This is a genomic window from Acinetobacter haemolyticus CIP 64.3 = MTCC 9819 (assembly GCF_000369065.1).
GTDB lineage: Bacteria > Pseudomonadota > Gammaproteobacteria > Pseudomonadales > Moraxellaceae > Acinetobacter > Acinetobacter haemolyticus.
In genome coordinates, this window is sequence record NZ_KB849804.1 from 138880 (window position 1) to 156265 (window position 17386).

Annotated in this window: 16 protein-coding genes; 7 read left to right on the forward strand and 9 right to left on the reverse strand. The window is 40.1% G+C overall.

The window, feature by feature from the left end; genetic code table 11:
* Positions 1 to 63 precede the first annotated feature (63 nt).
* Both queE and dapD read right to left on the reverse strand, forming a co-directional pair.
* The gene (gene queE, locus F927_RS10675) at positions 64 to 774 is read right to left on the reverse strand and encodes a 7-carboxy-7-deazaguanine synthase QueE (RefSeq protein WP_017394497.1); all 711 of its coding nucleotides are present in this window, start codon (positions 772 to 774) and stop codon (positions 64 to 66) included.
* A 156-nt stretch (positions 775 to 930) separates the two neighbouring features.
* Positions 931 to 1752: a 2,3,4,5-tetrahydropyridine-2,6-dicarboxylate N-succinyltransferase gene (gene dapD / locus F927_RS10680; protein ID WP_004640056.1), complete on the reverse strand. Its 822-nt coding sequence runs from the start codon at positions 1750 to 1752 to the stop codon at positions 931 to 933.
* Between the two features lie 295 nt (positions 1753 to 2047).
* On the opposite strand from dapD, the gene carO reads away from it, so the two are divergent.
* Complete coding sequence (gene carO, locus F927_RS10685) at positions 2048 to 2800, forward strand: ornithine uptake porin CarO type 5 (RefSeq protein WP_004640054.1); 753 nt, start codon at positions 2048 to 2050, stop codon at positions 2798 to 2800.
* A gap of 82 nt (positions 2801 to 2882) precedes the next feature.
* Here the strand turns inward: carO and F927_RS10690 are convergent, their stop codons facing one another.
* The 6 genes from F927_RS10690 to F927_RS10715 form a co-directional block, all read right to left on the reverse strand.
* The gene (locus F927_RS10690) at positions 2883 to 3806 is read right to left on the reverse strand and encodes a CysB family HTH-type transcriptional regulator (protein WP_005084556.1); all 924 of its coding nucleotides are present in this window, start codon (positions 3804 to 3806) and stop codon (positions 2883 to 2885) included.
* A gap of 156 nt (positions 3807 to 3962) precedes the next feature.
* Positions 3963 to 5036 carry a sulfate/molybdate ABC transporter ATP-binding protein gene (locus F927_RS10695; RefSeq protein ID WP_005084558.1) on the reverse strand — a complete coding sequence of 358 codons (1074 nt, stop codon included), beginning with the start codon at positions 5034 to 5036 and terminating at the stop codon, positions 3963 to 3965.
* Positions 5037 to 5040: 4 nt separating this feature from the next.
* Complete coding sequence (cysW, locus tag F927_RS10700; protein ID WP_005084559.1) at positions 5041 to 5925, reverse strand: sulfate ABC transporter permease subunit CysW; 885 nt, start codon at positions 5923 to 5925, stop codon at positions 5041 to 5043.
* Positions 5922 to 6755, reverse strand: a complete 834-nt coding sequence (gene cysT, locus F927_RS10705) for a sulfate ABC transporter permease subunit CysT (protein WP_004640046.1) — start codon at positions 6753 to 6755, stop codon at positions 5922 to 5924. Before cysT ends, cysW begins: the two co-directional genes overlap by 4 nt.
* Positions 6756 to 6826: 71 nt before the next feature.
* The gene (locus F927_RS10710) at positions 6827 to 7429 is read right to left on the reverse strand and encodes an RBBP9/YdeN family alpha/beta hydrolase (RefSeq protein ID WP_004640044.1); all 603 of its coding nucleotides are present in this window, start codon (positions 7427 to 7429) and stop codon (positions 6827 to 6829) included.
* Between the two features lie 36 nt (positions 7430 to 7465).
* Positions 7466 to 8467 (reverse strand): sulfate ABC transporter substrate-binding protein, encoded by a 1002-nt coding sequence (locus tag F927_RS10715; protein ID WP_005084562.1) that lies wholly within the window; start codon positions 8465 to 8467, stop codon positions 7466 to 7468.
* 250 nt (positions 8468 to 8717) lie between these two features.
* Between F927_RS10715 and pabC the strand changes: the two genes are divergently transcribed.
* Genes pabC through tmk form a run of 3 tightly spaced genes read left to right on the forward strand, consistent with a single transcriptional unit; the run spans position 8718 to position 11217 of the window.
* Entirely contained in the window at positions 8718 to 9530 is an 813-nt protein-coding gene (pabC, locus tag F927_RS10720) for an aminodeoxychorismate lyase (RefSeq protein WP_005084564.1), read from the forward strand.
* A 1-nt stretch (position 9531) separates the two neighbouring features.
* Positions 9532 to 10608 (forward strand): endolytic transglycosylase MltG, encoded by a 1077-nt coding sequence (gene mltG / locus F927_RS10725; RefSeq protein WP_005084566.1) that lies wholly within the window; start codon positions 9532 to 9534, stop codon positions 10606 to 10608.
* Positions 10609 to 11217: a dTMP kinase gene (gene tmk / locus F927_RS10730; protein ID WP_005084569.1), complete on the forward strand. Its 609-nt coding sequence runs from the start codon at positions 10609 to 10611 to the stop codon at positions 11215 to 11217.
* 224 nt (positions 11218 to 11441) lie between these two features.
* Here the strand turns inward: tmk and nadB are convergent, their stop codons facing one another.
* Positions 11442 to 13079: an L-aspartate oxidase gene (gene nadB, locus F927_RS10735; RefSeq protein WP_171057130.1), complete on the reverse strand. Its 1638-nt coding sequence runs from the start codon at positions 13077 to 13079 to the stop codon at positions 11442 to 11444.
* A gap of 343 nt (positions 13080 to 13422) precedes the next feature.
* Here nadB and F927_RS10740 point away from each other — a divergent pair, with 343 nt between their 5' ends.
* The 3 genes from F927_RS10740 (at position 13423) to lepA (ending at position 17336) form a co-directional block, all read left to right on the forward strand.
* On the forward strand, positions 13423 to 14799 hold the full coding sequence (locus F927_RS10740) for a Do family serine endopeptidase (protein WP_005084574.1): 1377 nt from the start codon (positions 13423 to 13425) through the stop codon (positions 14797 to 14799).
* A 110-nt stretch (positions 14800 to 14909) separates the two neighbouring features.
* Entirely contained in the window at positions 14910 to 15365 is a 456-nt protein-coding gene (locus F927_RS10745; RefSeq protein ID WP_005084577.1) for an acyl-CoA thioesterase, read from the forward strand.
* 153 nt (positions 15366 to 15518) lie between these two features.
* The gene (gene lepA, locus F927_RS10750) at positions 15519 to 17336 is read left to right on the forward strand and encodes a translation elongation factor 4 (protein WP_004640031.1); all 1818 of its coding nucleotides are present in this window, start codon (positions 15519 to 15521) and stop codon (positions 17334 to 17336) included.
* Positions 17337 to 17386 lie beyond the last annotated feature (50 nt).

The following is a 17386-nucleotide window of genomic DNA, read 5'->3' on the forward strand; positions in this document are numbered from 1 at the left end:
GATTCAACCTAAAAATATTGATTAAGAACGGATGTGACATTGACACAAACCAATTCTGAAATTTTAACGACCTGATTCATCATTCCAGAGTAGCTTGTGTAACTGGAGTTGAAATCGAACAGGGAGATGGTCGTCTAAAATCCACTGAGCCAAATCACGTGCTAAAGCAGGGAGGGCAACAGCGCCTTTTTCAACAGCAAAAGCAGGAGAGAACCAGACGGTGCTCACTTTATCTTGCAATTGGAATTGTTCAAGTTGTTGTCTAGACCATTCGTAGTCAGCACGATTACAAATCACAAATTTGATTTGATCATGTTGGGTCAGATAGTCGAGATTGGTTAGCAAATTACGATGATCTTCTTTAGATGTAGGTGTTTTTAAGTCAAGAACTTTAGAAACACGCGAATCAACTTTTGATACATCCAACGCACCACTGGTTTCAAGTGATACTTGAAACCCTAAATCACATAAACGCTGTAACAATATTAAGCAATTGGGTTGAGCAAGAGGTTCACCGCCAGTGACACAGATATATGGTGTTTTGTATTGGCTTGCTGTTTCGATGATATGTTCTAGTGATAAACGTTCACCTCCTTCAAAGGAGTAAGTGGTATCACAATAACTACAACGTAATGGACAGCCTGTTAAACGAATAAAAACTGTTGGCAAACCAAAAGTATTCGCTTCGCCTTGCAAAGAATAAAAGATCTCTGTGATACGTAAACCAGCCGCAGGATCAGAGACAGGAATTGCAGAAGAACGTAAGGAAGCCATAAACATTTACCACAAACAAATGCTACATAAGCAGCATGCTATATAAAAAACAAAATCTCTACGACCATGACTGATCGTAGAGACGAGGAATGATCAAGTTCCCAGGAGCAATTGAAGCTCCGTGGAACGATCAAGTTCCGCAATAAATATTACAAATTAGTCTGCACGTAACAAATCGTTCAAGCTTGTTTTAGCGCGAGTTTTCGCATCCACTTTTTTTACGATGATCGCAGCATATAAGCTGTAGGTACCACATTTTGATGGAAGGCTACCTGCAACGACCACAGAGCCCGCTGGTACACGACCATAATGAACTTCACCAGTTTCACGATCAAAGATTTTGGTTGATTGACCAATGAAAACACCCATTGAAATCACAGAACCTTCTTCAACGATCACGCCTTCAACGATTTCAGAGCGTGCACCGATAAAACAGTTATCTTCAATAATTGTCGGATTCGCTTGTAATGGCTCTAAAACACCACCAATCCCAACACCACCAGATAAGTGAACATTTTTACCGATTTGAGCGCATGAGCCAACAGTTGCCCATGTATCTACCATGGTACCTTCGTCAACATACGCACCGATATTGACATAAGACGGCATTAATACGACATTTTTCGCTTGGAAGCTACCACGACGCGCAACCGCAGGAGGAACAACACGTACACCAGCAGCTTTAAACTGTTCTTCAGTCCAACCCGAGTATTTGGTTGCTACTTTGTCATAGAACTGTAGATCACATGCTTCGATTGGTTGATTATCGTTAAGTTTAAACGAAAGTAAAACGGCTTTTTTTAACCATTGATGAACAACCCATTCACCATCGATTTTTTCAGCAACGCGAAGTGAGCCATTGTCTAAACCTGTTAATGCTTCTTCTACAGCTTGACGAATTTCTGTAGGGCAGTCCGCTGCGCTAAAGTTGGCACGGTCTTCAAATGCTTGCTCGATGATTGTAGAAAGCTGAGACATGATCTTCCTTCTTCCAAAAAAAATTTTAAAGATTTTACACTAATTTGATCGAAGAATCTTTGAAAAAAGTCGTTACAATAAATTGTTGGAATTTTATGCAATAAATTTGTCATAAAATGAAATATGTTGTTTTTTATAAATTATTTCCGAATACACAATTACTTCTAATTTGTATCAGAAAATAACAAAAAGTAATCAGTTTATGTATAAAAAGTTGTCAGGCATTCTTTTAATATGAATTCACAGAAACAATTATATCGAAATTGAAATAGAAGTATTTTTTAAGGAGACCTCAATGAAAACTTTGCGTGTTATTCTTGCTGCAGGTGTACTTACAGCGATTGCAGGTACTACATTTGCTGACGAGCAAGTCGTAAGAGAATCGGCATATGCATTTCCTTCATTTTTAAACCCAGTATCTGTACGTGCTGAAGTCGGTACTACTGGTTATGGTGGTGCGGTGTCTTACCGTGTTAATCCATACGTTGGTGTAACCTTAGGTTATAACGGCGGTGATATCTCTTGGTCTGATGAGTTAAAAATCGACGGTACCAAGTATGATATGGACATGGATAATAACAACACTTATTTAAATGCCGAGATTTATCCATGGGGTACAAGTCAAAATACATTTGTTCGTTCGCTTTATGTGGCAGCAGGTGTTGCATACTTAGATAACGAGTATGACTTGAAAAAGCGTATTGGTACCAATAGTTTAGTTCGTGTTGATGGAGAGCGTTTTACCACGGATAACACTCAAACTGCTAACATTGATGGTAAAATGAAATATGATAACAATATTTCACCATACTTAGGTGTTGGTATAAACGCGCCTGTATATAAAAATATTGGTTTGTTCGGTGAAATGGGTGCCTACTATACTGGTAATCCAACTGTAAGCTTAAAAACTTCTGGTGATGATCAAATCATTGGTAGTAACGGCAACACTTTAGAAAGTGCTGTAGCGAAAGAGCAGCATAACATTGAAAACAAAGGTAAATATGAATGGATGCCTGTGGCTAAAGTTGGTGTGAGCTTCAAGTTCTAACCTATACATTCATCATAAAAAAACGAGCGCTATGCTCGTTTTTTATTTATGATTTTTCCAATTACAAGATACTTATACAAATTTACTCTTCAGGATAAGCAACTTTTTTTAGTGCTTTAATATCTGTAGTTGGGGAGCAAAGAGAGATAAACTCATAACCATAGCCACGTAGTAGATGGCCTTTGCGAACGGCGATCCAAGTTGTATTCACGCCAAACATATCCGTTTTAATTTGTTGAAGACGATAATCTCGCTCTGCATCATAAGCGACATCGTTGACTATACCGACGCCCATATTGAGTTCAACATAAGTTTTGATTACATCCGCATCCAAGGCAGACATCACAATATCGGCATGTAAATGTGCATCTTCAAATGCTTTATCAATTTTAGAGCGACCTGTGAAGCCCCCATGATAAGTAATCAATGGATACTCAGCCAACAGTTCTAGGCTGATGTGATCTAATTTACTTAAAGGATGATCTTTAGGTGTGATGATACTATGGTGCCATTCATAATAAGGAACACTTGCTAAGTTTTCTTCTGTGGTTAAAGATTCAGTGGCAATACCAATATCGGCTTCACCTTGAAGAAGCATTTCAGCGATTTCTACAGGACTTGCTTGTTGTAAAACCAAATGAACTTTAGGAAATAGTTTTTTAAATTGATTTACGATCGGCGGGAGTACGTAACGTGCCTGCGTATGTGTAGTGGCTATGGTAAGTGTTCCTTCATCCACTTTGTTAAAGTCATCTGCAAGACGCTTGATATTGTCTGCGTCGACTAACATACGTTCAACAATATTCAGTAAAGATTGTCCGGGCTCAGTTAAGCCTAATAAACGTTTTCCTTTACGGACAAAGAGCTGTACGCCTAATTCATCTTCCAGATCTTTAATATGTTTACTCACGCCAGATTGTGAGGTGTAAAGTGCTGCTGATGCTTCAGTGAGATTAAAGTTTTGACGAACAGTTTCTCGAATAATTCTGAGTTGTTGAAAGTTCATAAATATTTGTTCCTTGCAAAAGCATGGTAATTCGAAAGCATTTTATCTCTAAATTTCCCTAAATCCTCATTTAATAAAGGAAAAATTCCACAAAAGCATGGGATTTATTGCTTTTGTGGACACCTTCCTTTCAACGGACGGTGGGGAGAGTGATTCTTAAGCAACTTGTATGCTTGTTTGATCTGCAAATAAATGAAGCTGAGCAGCACTAATCCAAACCGTTTGATTCGGTTTGAATTGATGTAAGTTTGCTTCCTCTACACTTAATAAAATTTCGATAGTACGTCCACTGCGATCTTGTAATTCAGCGATAACTTTACCTGCAATCCATACTTCGCGTAAAAATGTTGCTTCAATGGTATTTGCTTGAGGTTGAGCGTGAATATGCAATTCATTTGGTCTTGCAAATGCAATCACTTTACCTTGAGGTGCTTGTACCGTTGTTGGTAGTTGAATGCGATCATCACCGATACGGATAATACCGCCAGTATGTTCGCCTTCGAAGCGGTTTGCTTGACCCAAGAAATCAAATACAAATGGCGTCGCTGGTTTTTCATAGACTTCACGGGGAGAACCAATTTGCTCAACATCTCCTTTGTTCATGACGATGATTTGATCAGCAACTTCCAATGCTTCTTCTTGGTCATGGGTTACAAAGATAGACGTGATATGTAGTTCATCATGTAGGGTACGTAACCAACGACGTAGTTCTTTACGAACTTTAGCATCTAAAGCACCAAAAGGTTCATCAAGTAATAACACACGGGGTTCAACTGCAAGCGCACGTGCAAGAGCAATACGTTGGCGTTGCCCACCCGAAAGCTGAGCAGGGTAACGATCCGCCAAAAAGCCTAGTTGAACGAGGTCAAGTAAACGCGTTACACGTTTTTTAATTTCGGCTTCTGATGGTCGAGTTGCTCTCGGGCGGACACGTAAACCAAATGCGATATTGTCAAAAACAGTCATGTGACGGAATAGTGCATAATGCTGAAACACAAAACCTACTTGGCGTTCGCGTACGTGGATGTCGGTTGCATCTTCACCTTCAAGTAACACTTGACCGCCATCTGCTGACTCTAAGCCTGCAATAATGCGTAATAATGTGGTTTTTCCACAGCCTGAAGGACCCAGTAATGCAACTAATTCACCTTCAGGAAAATCTAAAGAGATATTTTTTAGCGCATGGAATGCACCAAAGTGTTTTTCAATATTTTTAACTTGAATACTCATGTGTTCATTCCTTAATGGGTTGGCTGTTTGCTTGTTCTTGGCGGATTTCCAACCAAGTTTTCAAGATCAAGGTGATGATTGCTAAAAATGCCAGTAATGAAGACACAGCAAATGCAGCACTAAAGGTATATTCGTTGTAGAGAATCTCAACGTGTAGAGGCAAAGTATTGGTTTCCCCGCGAATATGTCCTGAAACAACAGAGACTGCACCAAACTCACCCATCGCACGGGCATTACACAGAATGACACCGTAGATAAGACCCCATTTGATGTTCGGTAGTGTCACTCTCCAAAAGGTTTGCCAACCAGAGGCACCCAATACGATTGCAGCCTCTTCTTCTTCAGTACCTTGTGCTTCCATTAATGGAATGAGTTCCCGAGCCACAAAAGGAACGGTAATAAAGATTGTGGCGAGGACAATTGCAGGTACGGCATATAGAATCTTAATGTCATGATCCATGAGCCAACCACCGATCCAGCCTTGTGAGCCAAAAATTAAAACAATCATTAAACCAGCAATGACCGGTGATACTGAAAAGGGCATATCGATAATGGTGGTTAATATGGCTTTACCACGAAACTGAAATTTAGCGACAGACCACGCTGCAGCAACACCAAATATCACATTAATTGGTACGGCAATCGCTGCTGTCAATAAAGTTAGTTTCACTGCTGATAAGGTATCTGCATCGGTTAAAGCATTGATATAAACGGCTAGACCTTGCTTAAATGCTTCTGCAAAAACCAAAATGAGTGGCAAGATTAAGCAACTTAGAAAAAAGATAAGTGCAATGCCAATCAAGCTATAGCGGACCCAAGTCGGCTCACGAGTTGCATCTCGCGCTTGTAATTTGAGTGCTAAAGCATTGCTATTATTATTTAAACTCATTGTGCAACTCTCCCTGTGCGACGGCTCGCCCATGCCTGTATTAAATTAATTAAGAATAAAATGGCAAAAGAGAGAATCAGCATGACCACAGCAATGGTGGTTGCACCAGCATAATCATATTCTTCTAAACGAGAGATAATCATTAAAGGCGCAATTTCAGTTTTATAAGGCATATTGCCCGCAATAAAAATCACAGAGCCATATTCTCCTACGCCACGAGCAAAGGCCAGAGCAAAACCAGTCAGTAAGGCAGGAAATAAAATCGGTAAAATGATTTTGGTAATGGTTTGCCAACGATTTGCACCCAATGCGGAAGCAGCTTCTTCCAATTCGGTTTCAATATCACTCAAAACAGGTTGTACAGTACGAACAACAAACGGTAAACCAATAAAAATCAATGCCAACGTGATACCAATCGGAGTATAGGCAACCTGAATTCCTAATGGTTCAAGATATTGTCCAATCCATCCATTTTTGGAATAGAGTGAGGTGAGCGCAATACCTGCAACTGCTGTAGGTAAGGCAAAGGGTAAATCGACTAAAGCATCTACTATTCTTTTACCAGGGAAGCTATAGCGAACTAAGCACCACGCTAGGAGTAAACCAAAGATCACATTGACAAAAGCAGCGATCAGCGCAGCGCTAAAGCTGAGTTGTAATGATTTTAAGATTCGCTCTGACGTTAGAATTTCCCATAACCCGTCCCAACCAATTCCAAAAGATTTGATAAAGACTGCTGATAAAGGAATCAGTACGATTAAAGACACGTAAGCGAGGGTAAAGCCTAAGGATAGGCCAAACCCAGGCAGCACTCGGGAACGCTGCGACATGATATTTCCTCAAAGAGAAATGTTTGCTAAACAAGCAAATAAGCTAAATATAAAAATATAAGGAGCGAGAGTTAGGCAAATTTCACATTAAAATTTGCCTGAGGCATTCGAGTTCGCGGTTGCATGTTTTTTTCAGGCAATAAGTAGTTCAGAATTTCTGGAAACGGACCAAATCCTGATGCCACATTGACATGACCGACAGCACCTAAATTGATCGGGGTGAGTTTCCATGCTTGTGCGAGTTGTAAAGCATCGACATAACCTAACCATGGATCATTTTCACTGATCAATAAAGTCGTCGGTAAATCAATTTGAAGTTGATGAAAATATTGTTTGTAGTCAGTCAAACTGTGGCGTGCAAAACCACTTTCACCAAAACGTGCAGGATTTGCTGGAGCGACTAGCACTAGATTTTTTACTTTAGCTTTCAATTCAGGATGTTCTGCAAGTGCTGCGACACTGGTTAAGCAACCAAAACTATGTGCAACAACTTGGACTGGAGAGTTGATTGCTTCTAATGCGCTGAGAAACTCGGTAACCCATTCACTTAATACTGGTCGATCCCAATATTTTTGTTGTACACGAGAGCTAGACACCAGTTGTTGCTGTAACCAAGACTGCCAATGCTGTGCTTCGCTACCACCTACACCCGGAACAATTAAAGTGTGAACCATGTCTGCTCTCCTGAGAATTTCTTCTAAAAGTAATTCTTATCGGCTGTTTGCCTTAACAATCTGATCAAAGATCCCGCCATTATCAAAATGCTGTTTCTGCACTTTGGTCCAGCCGCCAAATTCTTTGTCGATGGTGATCAGTTTGAGCGGCTTAAATACGCTTTGGTATTTTTTCAGCACATCGGCATTACGTGGTCTGTAAAAATGACGTGCAGCGATTTCCTGACCTGCTGGTGAATAGAGGTAGTTCAAATAACCACGTGCAATTTGTAGGTTGCCATTTTTAGTCGCATTTTTTTCTACCACTGCAACGGGAGGCTCTGCCAAAATCGAGAGCGAAGGAACGACAATTTCAAATTTGTTTGGTTGTTCACGTATTGCAAGGAATGCTTCATTTTCCCAAGCCAATAAAACATCACCAATGCCGCGCTCAGCAAATGTGGTTGTTGCACCACGTGCACCAGAATCAAGTACTTTGGTCTGTTTATAGATTTGGCGGACAAATTCTTGTGCTTTGGCATCGTTACCATTGGGCTGATGTTTTGCCCAAGCCCAAGCTGCTAAATAATTCCAGCGGGCACCACCTGACGTTTTTGGATTCGGCGTAATAATTTCTACGCCCGGCTTAATCAGATCACCCCAATCTTTAATTTGCTTAGGATTATCTTTTCGTACTAAAAATACGATGGTAGACGTATACGGCGTTGAGTTATTTGGTAATTTTTTCTGCCAATCATTAGGTAGCAATTTTGCATTTTTGGCAATTTCATCAATATCCGCAGCCAAAGCTAAAGTTACAACATCGGCATTTAGACCATCAATAACGGCACGTGCTTGTTTACCAGAACCACCATGTGATTGTTTGAAATTAATATCTTGTCCAGTACGTTGTTTCCAAAAGCTACCAAATTGTTTATTAAAATCTGTATATAGCTCGCGTGTTGGATCATAAGAGACATTTAAAAAGTCTTGAGCAGCCAAACTGGATGCTGAAAGTAAAGCAGCCAAAAGACCAACTTTGAGTTGAGATAAACGCATAAAAACCCCTTGAAATTACATAAGCATTTAGAATATGGATGCAGCATAACGCTGGTTTTTTTGCAAAAAAAATAATAAAAAAAGCATTTGTTATGAAAAAAAGAGAAATATATAAATGTGATAAGTTATGCTGAATCGTTGATAAATAATAAATTTTTATTTCAGTGTTTTAGTTGTTATAATTTTTTAGAATCAAAGAGTTATTCACTTTTAAACTTTGTTTCTTATAAACTGAAAAGGTGCTTAGATCATGCAATGCTATAAAAATGGACAGTTAATTGATTCCATTCCTTTACTTGATCGGGCATTTCATTATGGAGATGGTTGTTTTACAACTGCGCGTATTTTTGATGGGTGTTTTGAGTTAAAAGAACTGCATTTTGCACGTTTACAACTGGCTTGCCAGCATTTGAGTCTAAAAACTGATTTATCCTTGATCGACATGGTTTTTGAACAATTACAACAGCAATTTCAAAGCCTAAATGGCACACTCAAAGTTGTGATTAGCCGCGGTGAAGGTGATCGTGGTTACAGTTTACCTTTACATGCTGCTGATCTTTATGTGTGGTATTACCCTAAAGTAATGCAAGCTTTTCAGCCTGAATGGATTGAGAGTGGTTTACTCAATCATGCCTTGGGTTTAAACATGCCACACCTTGTAGGTTTAAAAACATTGAATCGTCTTGAACAAGTTTTGCTTAAGCAAGAAGCGGATCAACGGGGGTGGCTAGAAGCCTTAGTCAGTGATGTGCAGGGTTATATCGTAGAAGGGGTGAGCAGTAATTGTTTTATTCGTATAAATGATCAGTGGATTACGCCTGAACTTCGTTATAATGGCGTCCACGGTGTGATGCGAGCCAAAATCTTATCTCGAATGCAACAATACAATGTGTCATGCGAACAACGTTGTATTTGCATGGATGAGATTGATCGTATTCAAAACCTGTTTTTTTGCAATGCATTGCATCCAATGCGAGCGGTTGTACGATTGAATGATCGCGCGTTAGCGCAACAACCATACCTTGATTTATTTGAAACTTTAAAACTTAGCCAGATTGATTAATATGCCAAAGCCACCAAACTCAAGCAAAAGTAAGAAAAAACCGAAAGCAAAGCCGAAATCAAGATTTACCTTTAAAGCATTTCTTGTATTTATCTGTGTTTTTACGATGGTGGTCTTTGGCGTGATATGGGCAAATTTATTTAAGCCTTATCCAATGGAGAATAAAAAACAATTATTAGTGATTTCATCTGGAGATACATATTCACGTTTCATTGATCGATTGGCTGAAGAACAGAAGGTAAGTTTCCCGATCATTTTAAAGCTCTATCAGAAATTTATGATACATGACAGTATGAAAGCTGGTGTATATGAGCTAACGAAAGGGATGAGTGTTCGTCAAGTGCTGGATATGCTTGCCAATGCAGATAATGCCCAAATGAATCGAATATTGGTCATCGAAGGGACAAACTTCAAGCAACTTGTACAGAAGTTGAAAAATGATCCGAATGTGACCAATACAATTTTAGATTTGCCTCAAGATCAATTACTAAAAGCTTTAGATATTTCCTATGCTCATCCTGAAGGATTATTTGCACCTGATACATATTTTTTTGCGAAAGGCGAAACAGACAAGAAAATTTTGACGGATTTATATCGTCGTCAAATGAAAGCATTGGATGAAGCATGGGCCAATAAGGCGGCTAATCTGCCATATAAAAATAAATATGAAGCATTAATTATGGCTTCGATTATTGAAAAAGAAACTAGTTTGGATAGCGAGTTACAGCAAGTATCTGGTGTGTTTGTTCGTCGATTAAAAATAGGCATGCGCCTGCAAACTGATCCAACCGTCATATATGGTATGGGAGATAATTACAAAGGTAATATCACACGTAATGACCTACGGACACCAACAGCATATAACACCTATACCATTTTCGGTTTACCTCCAACGCCAATCGCTTTGCCAAGTAAAAAAGCAATTGAGGCAGCTATGCATCCTGATGATTCACAGAACCTTTATTTTGTTGCAACAGGCACAGGTGGGCATAAATTTACAACCAATTTGCAAGATCATAATCGTGCAGTACAAGAGTATTTGGCGGTTTTACGTGCCAAGAAGCAGGAGCAACAGTAAATGTTTATTAGCTTTGAAGGTACCGAAGGCGTAGGTAAAACCACGCTGATTCGTAAAATTCATCAGTATTTTGAACAGCAAGGTAAAGAAGTTGTATTAACTCGTGAGCCGGGTGGTACGCCTTTGGCGGAACAAATTCGCTCTTTATTATTGGCAGTGAATCATGAAGAGCAAATGAGTCATGATACCGAGCTGTTATTGATTTATGCTGCGCGTGCTCAACATTTACAACAAGTGATTTTACCTGCCTTAGCGGCGGGCAAGATTGTGTTGAGTGATCGTTTTACCGATGCCAGCTTTGCTTATCAGTGTTCTGGTCGTGGCTTAAGTCAGGAAAAGTTGCAACTGTTAAATCAAACTTTTGTGGCGAAAATGCCGAATATTACTTTTTGGCTGGATGCATCAATTGAGTTGGGGATGACACGTGCGCGAGAGCGTGGTGCCTTGGATCGTTTTGAGCAAGAGAAATTGAGTTTCTTTGCTAAAGTTCGTGCAGGTTATGAGACTTTATGGCAAGCAGAGCCGGAACGGATCAAACGTTTGGATGCAACACAGAATGCGGATGTTGTGTTTGGAGAGGCGCTGCAATATCTGAAAGAAGAGCCTTGATAATGAGTTTGCCCTGTCTCATAAAAATGCAGGTAAATGAATGCTTTTTGTATTGGTCTTTCCTTACTTTTCAGGGATGAAAAGTAACAAAAATCCTTTGTTGCGCTGACGGTACATCCTTGATACCGCAGCGCAACAGGCGACATCCATGTCGCCTACCACGATAGTAAATAACAACTACAAACTCACTTATAAAGCTTAAGAAAATCAATAGCCTTAAAATATCACTCATTCACCAACGGCTGTTCCACCTTAAAATTTGGTGGAGTCAACACTGTCTTGCGAATTTCATTAGAAAGCTCAGGATAATCCAGTGTGTAATGCAAACCACGTGATTCCTTGCGTTCCATCGCACAACGTACAATCATTTCCGAAACTAGAACTAGGTTACGCAATTCGATCAAGTTCTTACTGACACGATAATCTCGATAGTATTCATTGATTTCACGCTTCAACATTTCGATACGGTGTAAAGCACGCTGTAAACGCTTAGTCGTACGAACAATACCGACATAGTTCCACATGGTTGAACGTAGTTCATCCCAGTTTTGCAGAATCACAACATCTTCATCGGCATCGGTGACTTGAGATTCATCCCAAGATGGTACATCTGGAAACTCAAAGCTTGTGTTGTGTTTGCTCTGAATATCTTCTGCTGCACTCATACCGTAGACAAAACATTCAAGCAGTGAGTTACTCGCCATACGATTTGCGCCGTGTAAACCAGTATAAGAGGTTTCACCAATCGCATATAAGCCATCTAAATCTGTTTGGCTATGTTCATCGACGACCACACCACCACAGGTATAGTGAGCCGCAGGAACCACAGGAATCATATCTTTGGTAATGTCGATCCCAAGCTCAAGCAAACGTGCATAAAGTGTCGGGAAGTGTTCGGTAATAAACTCAGGTGATTTATGCGTAATGTCTAACCAAACGTGACGAATACCTAAGCGCTTGATTTCATGGTCAATAGTACGTGCCACAATATCACGCGGTGCAAGTTCGGCACGTTCATCAAAACGCAGCATAAAACGTTCGCCATCTGGTAAACGCAGATATGCACCTTCACCACGCATTGCTTCGGTAATTAAAAAAGAACGCGCTTTCGGATGATATAAACAAGTTGGATGGAATTGGTTAAATTCCATATTGGCCACACGGCAACCTGCACGATAGGCCATTGCAATACCATCACCAGTTGCAATATCAGGATTTGAAGTATACAGATATGCTTTCATTGCACCGCCACAGGCGAGGGCAGTAAATGGTGCTAAAAAGGTATGAACTTGTTCGCTATCTTCATGCAGTGCATATAGACCAATCGCACGATTCTTTTGATCTTGATGACCCAGTTTGTGCAGGGTGATTAAATCAATCGCAATGTAATTTTCAAATATTGTAATATTTTCACGCTCTTTAGCGCGCTCAACTAAGGTTGTTGAGATAGCTTTACCTGTTGCATCGGCAGAGTGAATGATACGACGTTGAGAGTGACCACCTTCACGAGTGAGGTGAAGTTGTTCATCATCGTCTAAAGTGAATTGCACGCCTTGTCCAAGAAGGAAATCAACAGAAGGTTTGCCGCCTTCAACTGTATGTTTGACAGCATCTAATTCACATAGATGTCCGCCTGCAATCATAGTGTCATTAATATGTTGTTGAATGGAGTCTGTTTCGTCTAATACCGCAGCGACACCACCTTGTGCATAAAAAGTACTGGCTTCTGTCAAGGCTGCTTTTGCTAAAATCGCAATGTTGTAATGACTTGGTAAAGAGAGCGCAAGACTTAAACCCGCACCGCCACTGCCCACAATAATCACATCAAAATGGTGAATTGTTTTTAAATCAGGCATGTCAATCTGCTTCAGTTTTAAACGTTTGCTAATGACAACGCTTTTTGACTAAAAAGGCAAGAGCTAATCTGCCTAGAATTGAGTGATTTTTTAGCAAATGAAACGAGAGATAGTGGTACATCCAATATCAATATTTTCTTAAATAAATCTAGAAAAATTAACAAATTGTTTTAATACATTATCGGTTGGCATTTATAAACTTCGGCTTCTCCATAATTTATTCATATTTGATTGCTGCATTCTGTTGTATGCATTGAAAATATAAACATATTTTTACGAAAAAAAATCTGGGCTTATGCTAAAAACATAGTCTAAATTTTTTGATTATTCATCTGTAGGTTCTTGCTTCATGAAAAGTCGCTATTTACAACAAGGAATGTATGCTGCGGTATTTACGGTTGCAGCTGCTCATGTGAACGCTGCTGCGCCAGTAGATTTTTCAAATCTCGTTGAGCAGGTGAGTCCTGCTGTTGTGAGTGTCAATGTTGTGAAAAAAATGACTCAGGAAGAGTTGTTGCAGCAACAAGTACCAGAGATTTTAAGGCGCTTTTTTGGCAATCAAGTCATCATTCCACAGCGACAAGGACCTCAAGAGAAGACTGCATTTGGTAGTGCTTTTTTTATCAGTAAAGATGGCTACCTCGTGACCAACCATCACGTGATTGCCAATGCGTCACGTATCAGTATTACGTTGAATGATCGTCGTGAATTTGATGCAACTTTGGTCGGGAGCGATGAGCGTACCGATGTGGCCGTACTAAAAGTTGAAGGGGCGAATTTCCCAGAATTAAGAGTAGGGGATGTTAATCAATTGCGAGTAGGTGAGCCTGTTCTCGCAATTGGATCACCATTTGGATTCGATTATTCGGCATCGGCAGGGATTGTGAGTGCGAAGTCACGGAATATGAGTGGTGAAACATCTGTTCCCTTTATTCAGACAGATGCTGCTTTGAACCCAGGTAACTCTGGCGGTCCATTATTCAATCAAAGAGGTGAGGTTGTTGGTGTAAATTCTCGTATCTTTAGTGGTACGGGCGGGTATATGGGACTGTCGTTCTCTATCCCAATCGATGTTGCGATGGATGTTGTTCAGCAACTGAAAGCTAATGGTAAAGTGACTCGTTCTTATCTTGGTATTATGCTGCAAGATATAGATCGCAACCTAGCCGAGGCTTATAAACTACCAAAACCTGAGGGTTCATTAATTACTCAAGTTGCACCGAAGTCACCTGCTGAAAAAGCGGGATTGAAATCTGGGGATGTGATTTTGAAAATTAATGGTGCGCCAATTTCGCGTACCAGTGATTTACTTTATACCTTGAATCGTATTTCTCCGAATCAAACCATTCGATTAGAAATTTTGCGTGATGAAAGAGTTCGTACTGTTTCTGCAACATTAGGTACAGCACCTGATGACACCCCTGCAACAGGTGATAAAAATAGTCCGACCAGTGGATTAGGGATGAGCATCCGAAACCTCACACCAACTGAGCAATCTCGTTTAGATGTTCGTGGAGGGATTCTCGTACAAGAAGTACAGCGTGGTGGCTTAGCATCTCTATCTAATATCGTAGCTGGTGATGTTATTTTACAAGTTAATGGCACTGCAATTAATGATAGTGCAGGTTTTGCTAGAGTAATTGCTGGATTGCCAAAAGGCAGCGTGGCTCGTGTGGCGATTATCCGTCAAGGACAACGTGCGATCTTAGGCCTACGTCTACAGTAACATTGTATAACGTCATAAGAACCACTCTATTTAGAGTGGTTTTTATTTTGTAATCTAGATTTGTTTCTAATACTGTATGCAGCAGATTGGTAAATCAAGTATGGCAAGAAATGAGTACGATTTTTGATTTAAGAATAAGCGTTCAACCTGAACATATTGATGTTCTAGGTCATGTGAATAATGTGATCTATGTTCAATGGATGCAGGATGTAGCGGCAGCACATATTGAAACTTTGGGTTTAGGTGTGGCTCAATATTTGGAGCTTAAACATGCTATGGTTGCGGTGGAACATCATGTTCAATATCGTAAAGCTGCGCTTGCAGGTGACGAAATTATTCTACGCACTTGGCTAGATGATATTAATGCGCTGTATTCTTTTAGGCAGTACGCATTTTATCGTGAAAAAGATCAAAGCATTTTATTTTTGGGAAATACCAAGTGGGCATGCATTGAGATTGCCACTGGCCGTCCAAAACGTATGTCTCCAAGTTTTATCCAAGCTTATCAACCGGTTCCAACTGATTTAAATCCATTGGATTTTTCTGCTCTATATGCGCAGATATAAACCATAAAATCATGACAGTGCGGTCTAGATTGGTAATAATTATTTTGAATACTTTGAATGGTCGTTCTGTTATAATCGCCAACAATTTTGTTAAACCGTTTTGGCTCATAACTTTTTAAAAGTATAGGGCGATTTATTTTCTCAAGGTAACCCATGGCGCAAGCTAAAAAATCCGTAGATATCAAAAATATACGCAATTTCTCGATCATTGCTCATATTGACCATGGAAAGTCAACTTTGGCTGACCGTTTTATTCAAATGTGTGGTGGTCTACAAGATCGTGAGATGCAAGCTCAGGTACTAGACTCTATGGAGCTTGAGCGTGAGCGTGGGATTACCATTAAAGCTGCATCGGTGACGTTGTACTATACGCATCCAAATGGCCAAGAGTATCAGTTGAACTTTATTGATACTCCAGGACACGTAGACTTCTCTTATGAAGTATCACGTTCTTTAGCAGCATGTGAAGGTGCTTTATTGGTCGTTGATGCTGCACAAGGTGTTGAAGCTCAATCTGTAGCAAACTGCTATACCGCTATTGAACAGGGCTTAGAGGTATTACCGATCTTAAATAAGATTGATTTGCCGCAAGCAGAGCCTGAGCGTGTGATCCATGAAATTGAAGAAATTATTGGAATTGAAGCAACTGATGCACCTACCTGTTCTGCAAAAACTGGTTTAGGTGTTGAAGGCGTTTTAGAGCGTTTGGTTGATGTGATTCCAGCACCTGAAGGTGATCGTGATGCGCCACTTCAAGCTTTGATTATTGACTCATGGTTCGATAATTATCTTGGTGTTGTTTCGTTGGTTCGAATCAAACAAGGTCGCATCCGTAAGGGTGATAAAATGTTGGTCAAGTCAACTGGACAGACTCATCCTGTTACTTCTGTGGGTGTATTTAATCCAAAGCATACTGAAACTGACATCCTTGAAGCGGGTGAAGTTGGCTTCGTAATCGCAGGGATTAAAGATATCTTTGGTGCGCCAGTCGGCGATACCATTACGCTTGCATCTACACCTGAAGTTGCAACTTTACCAGGTTTTAAAAAGGTAAAACCACAGGTCTATGCAGGTCTGTTCCCGATTGATTCAAGTGATTTTGAACCGTTCCGTGAAGCTTTGCAAAAGCTACAGATCAACGATTCGGCATTATTCTTTGAGCCTGAAAGTTCAGATGCTTTAGGTTTTGGCTTCCGTTGTGGCTTCTTAGGTATGCTGCACATGGAGATTGTACAAGAGCGTTTAGAGCGTGAGTATGATCTTGATCTAATTAGCTCTGCACCTACTGTAATTTATGAAGCTTTAACCAAAAAAGGCGACATTATTTACATTGATAGCCCATCAAAAATGCCAGATGGCTCAACGGTTGAAGATCTACGTGAACCGATTGCAGAATGCCATATTCTTGTACCGCAGGAATACTTAGGTAATGTGATGACGCTATGTATTGAGCGTCGTGGTGTGCAGAAAGACATGAAATTTTTAGGGAACCAAGTTTCTGTTACTTTTGAAATCCCAATGGCTGAAGTTGTGATGGATTTCTTTGATAAATTGAAATCTTGCTCACGTGGTTTTGCGTCACTCGATTACAATTTTGTACGTTTTGAAAGTTCAGCCTTAGTTAAGGTAGACGTGCTAATTAATAGCGAAAAGGTAGATGCCTTAGCGATGATTTGTCACCGCCAAGATGCTCGTCATCGTGGTATTGCTTTGGTCGAAAAGATGAAGGATCTGATCCCTCGTCAAATGTATGATGTGGCGATTCAAGCGGCAATTGGTGCGCAAATTATTGCTCGTTCTACTGTTAAAGCGATGCGTAAAAACGTTTTAGCAAAATGTTATGGCGGTGATGTGTCTCGTAAGAAGAAACTTCTTTCGAAACAAAAAGAAGGTAAGAAGCGTATGAAACAAGTGGGAAGTGTCGAAATTCCACAAGAAGCCTTCTTAGCTGTATTGAAAGTAGATAGATAAAGAAAGATCAGGCTGGGTAAGCATTGCTTAACCTAGCCCTAAGACGAGCA

Coding starts and splice junctions, on each gene's coding strand:
- mltG (WP_005084566.1), top strand. CDS start 9,532: ATGCCAAAGCCACCAAACTCAAGCAAAAGTAAGAAAAAACCGAAAGCA.
- pabC (WP_005084564.1), top strand. CDS start 8,718: ATGCAATGCTATAAAAATGGACAGTTAATTGATTCCATTCCTTTACTT.
- carO (WP_004640054.1), top strand. CDS start 2,048: ATGAAAACTTTGCGTGTTATTCTTGCTGCAGGTGTACTTACAGCGATT.
- cysT (WP_004640046.1), bottom strand. CDS start 6,755: ATGTCGCAGCGTTCCCGAGTGCTGCCTGGGTTTGGCCTATCCTTAGGC.
- F927_RS10715 (WP_005084562.1), bottom strand. CDS start 8,467: ATGCGTTTATCTCAACTCAAAGTTGGTCTTTTGGCTGCTTTACTTTCA.
- queE (WP_017394497.1), bottom strand. CDS start 774: ATGGCTTCCTTACGTTCTTCTGCAATTCCTGTCTCTGATCCTGCGGCT.
- cysW (WP_005084559.1), bottom strand. CDS start 5,925: ATGAGTTTAAATAATAATAGCAATGCTTTAGCACTCAAATTACAAGCG.
- F927_RS10745 (WP_005084577.1), top strand. CDS start 14,910: ATGAGTACGATTTTTGATTTAAGAATAAGCGTTCAACCTGAACATATT.
- F927_RS10740 (WP_005084574.1), top strand. CDS start 13,423: ATGAAAAGTCGCTATTTACAACAAGGAATGTATGCTGCGGTATTTACG.
- F927_RS10710 (WP_004640044.1), bottom strand. CDS start 7,429: ATGGTTCACACTTTAATTGTTCCGGGTGTAGGTGGTAGCGAAGCACAG.
- lepA (WP_004640031.1), top strand. CDS start 15,519: ATGGCGCAAGCTAAAAAATCCGTAGATATCAAAAATATACGCAATTTC.
- tmk (WP_005084569.1), top strand. CDS start 10,609: ATGTTTATTAGCTTTGAAGGTACCGAAGGCGTAGGTAAAACCACGCTG.
- dapD (WP_004640056.1), bottom strand. CDS start 1,752: ATGTCTCAGCTTTCTACAATCATCGAGCAAGCATTTGAAGACCGTGCC.
- F927_RS10690 (WP_005084556.1), bottom strand. CDS start 3,806: ATGAACTTTCAACAACTCAGAATTATTCGAGAAACTGTTCGTCAAAAC.
- F927_RS10695 (WP_005084558.1), bottom strand. CDS start 5,036: ATGAGTATTCAAGTTAAAAATATTGAAAAACACTTTGGTGCATTCCAT.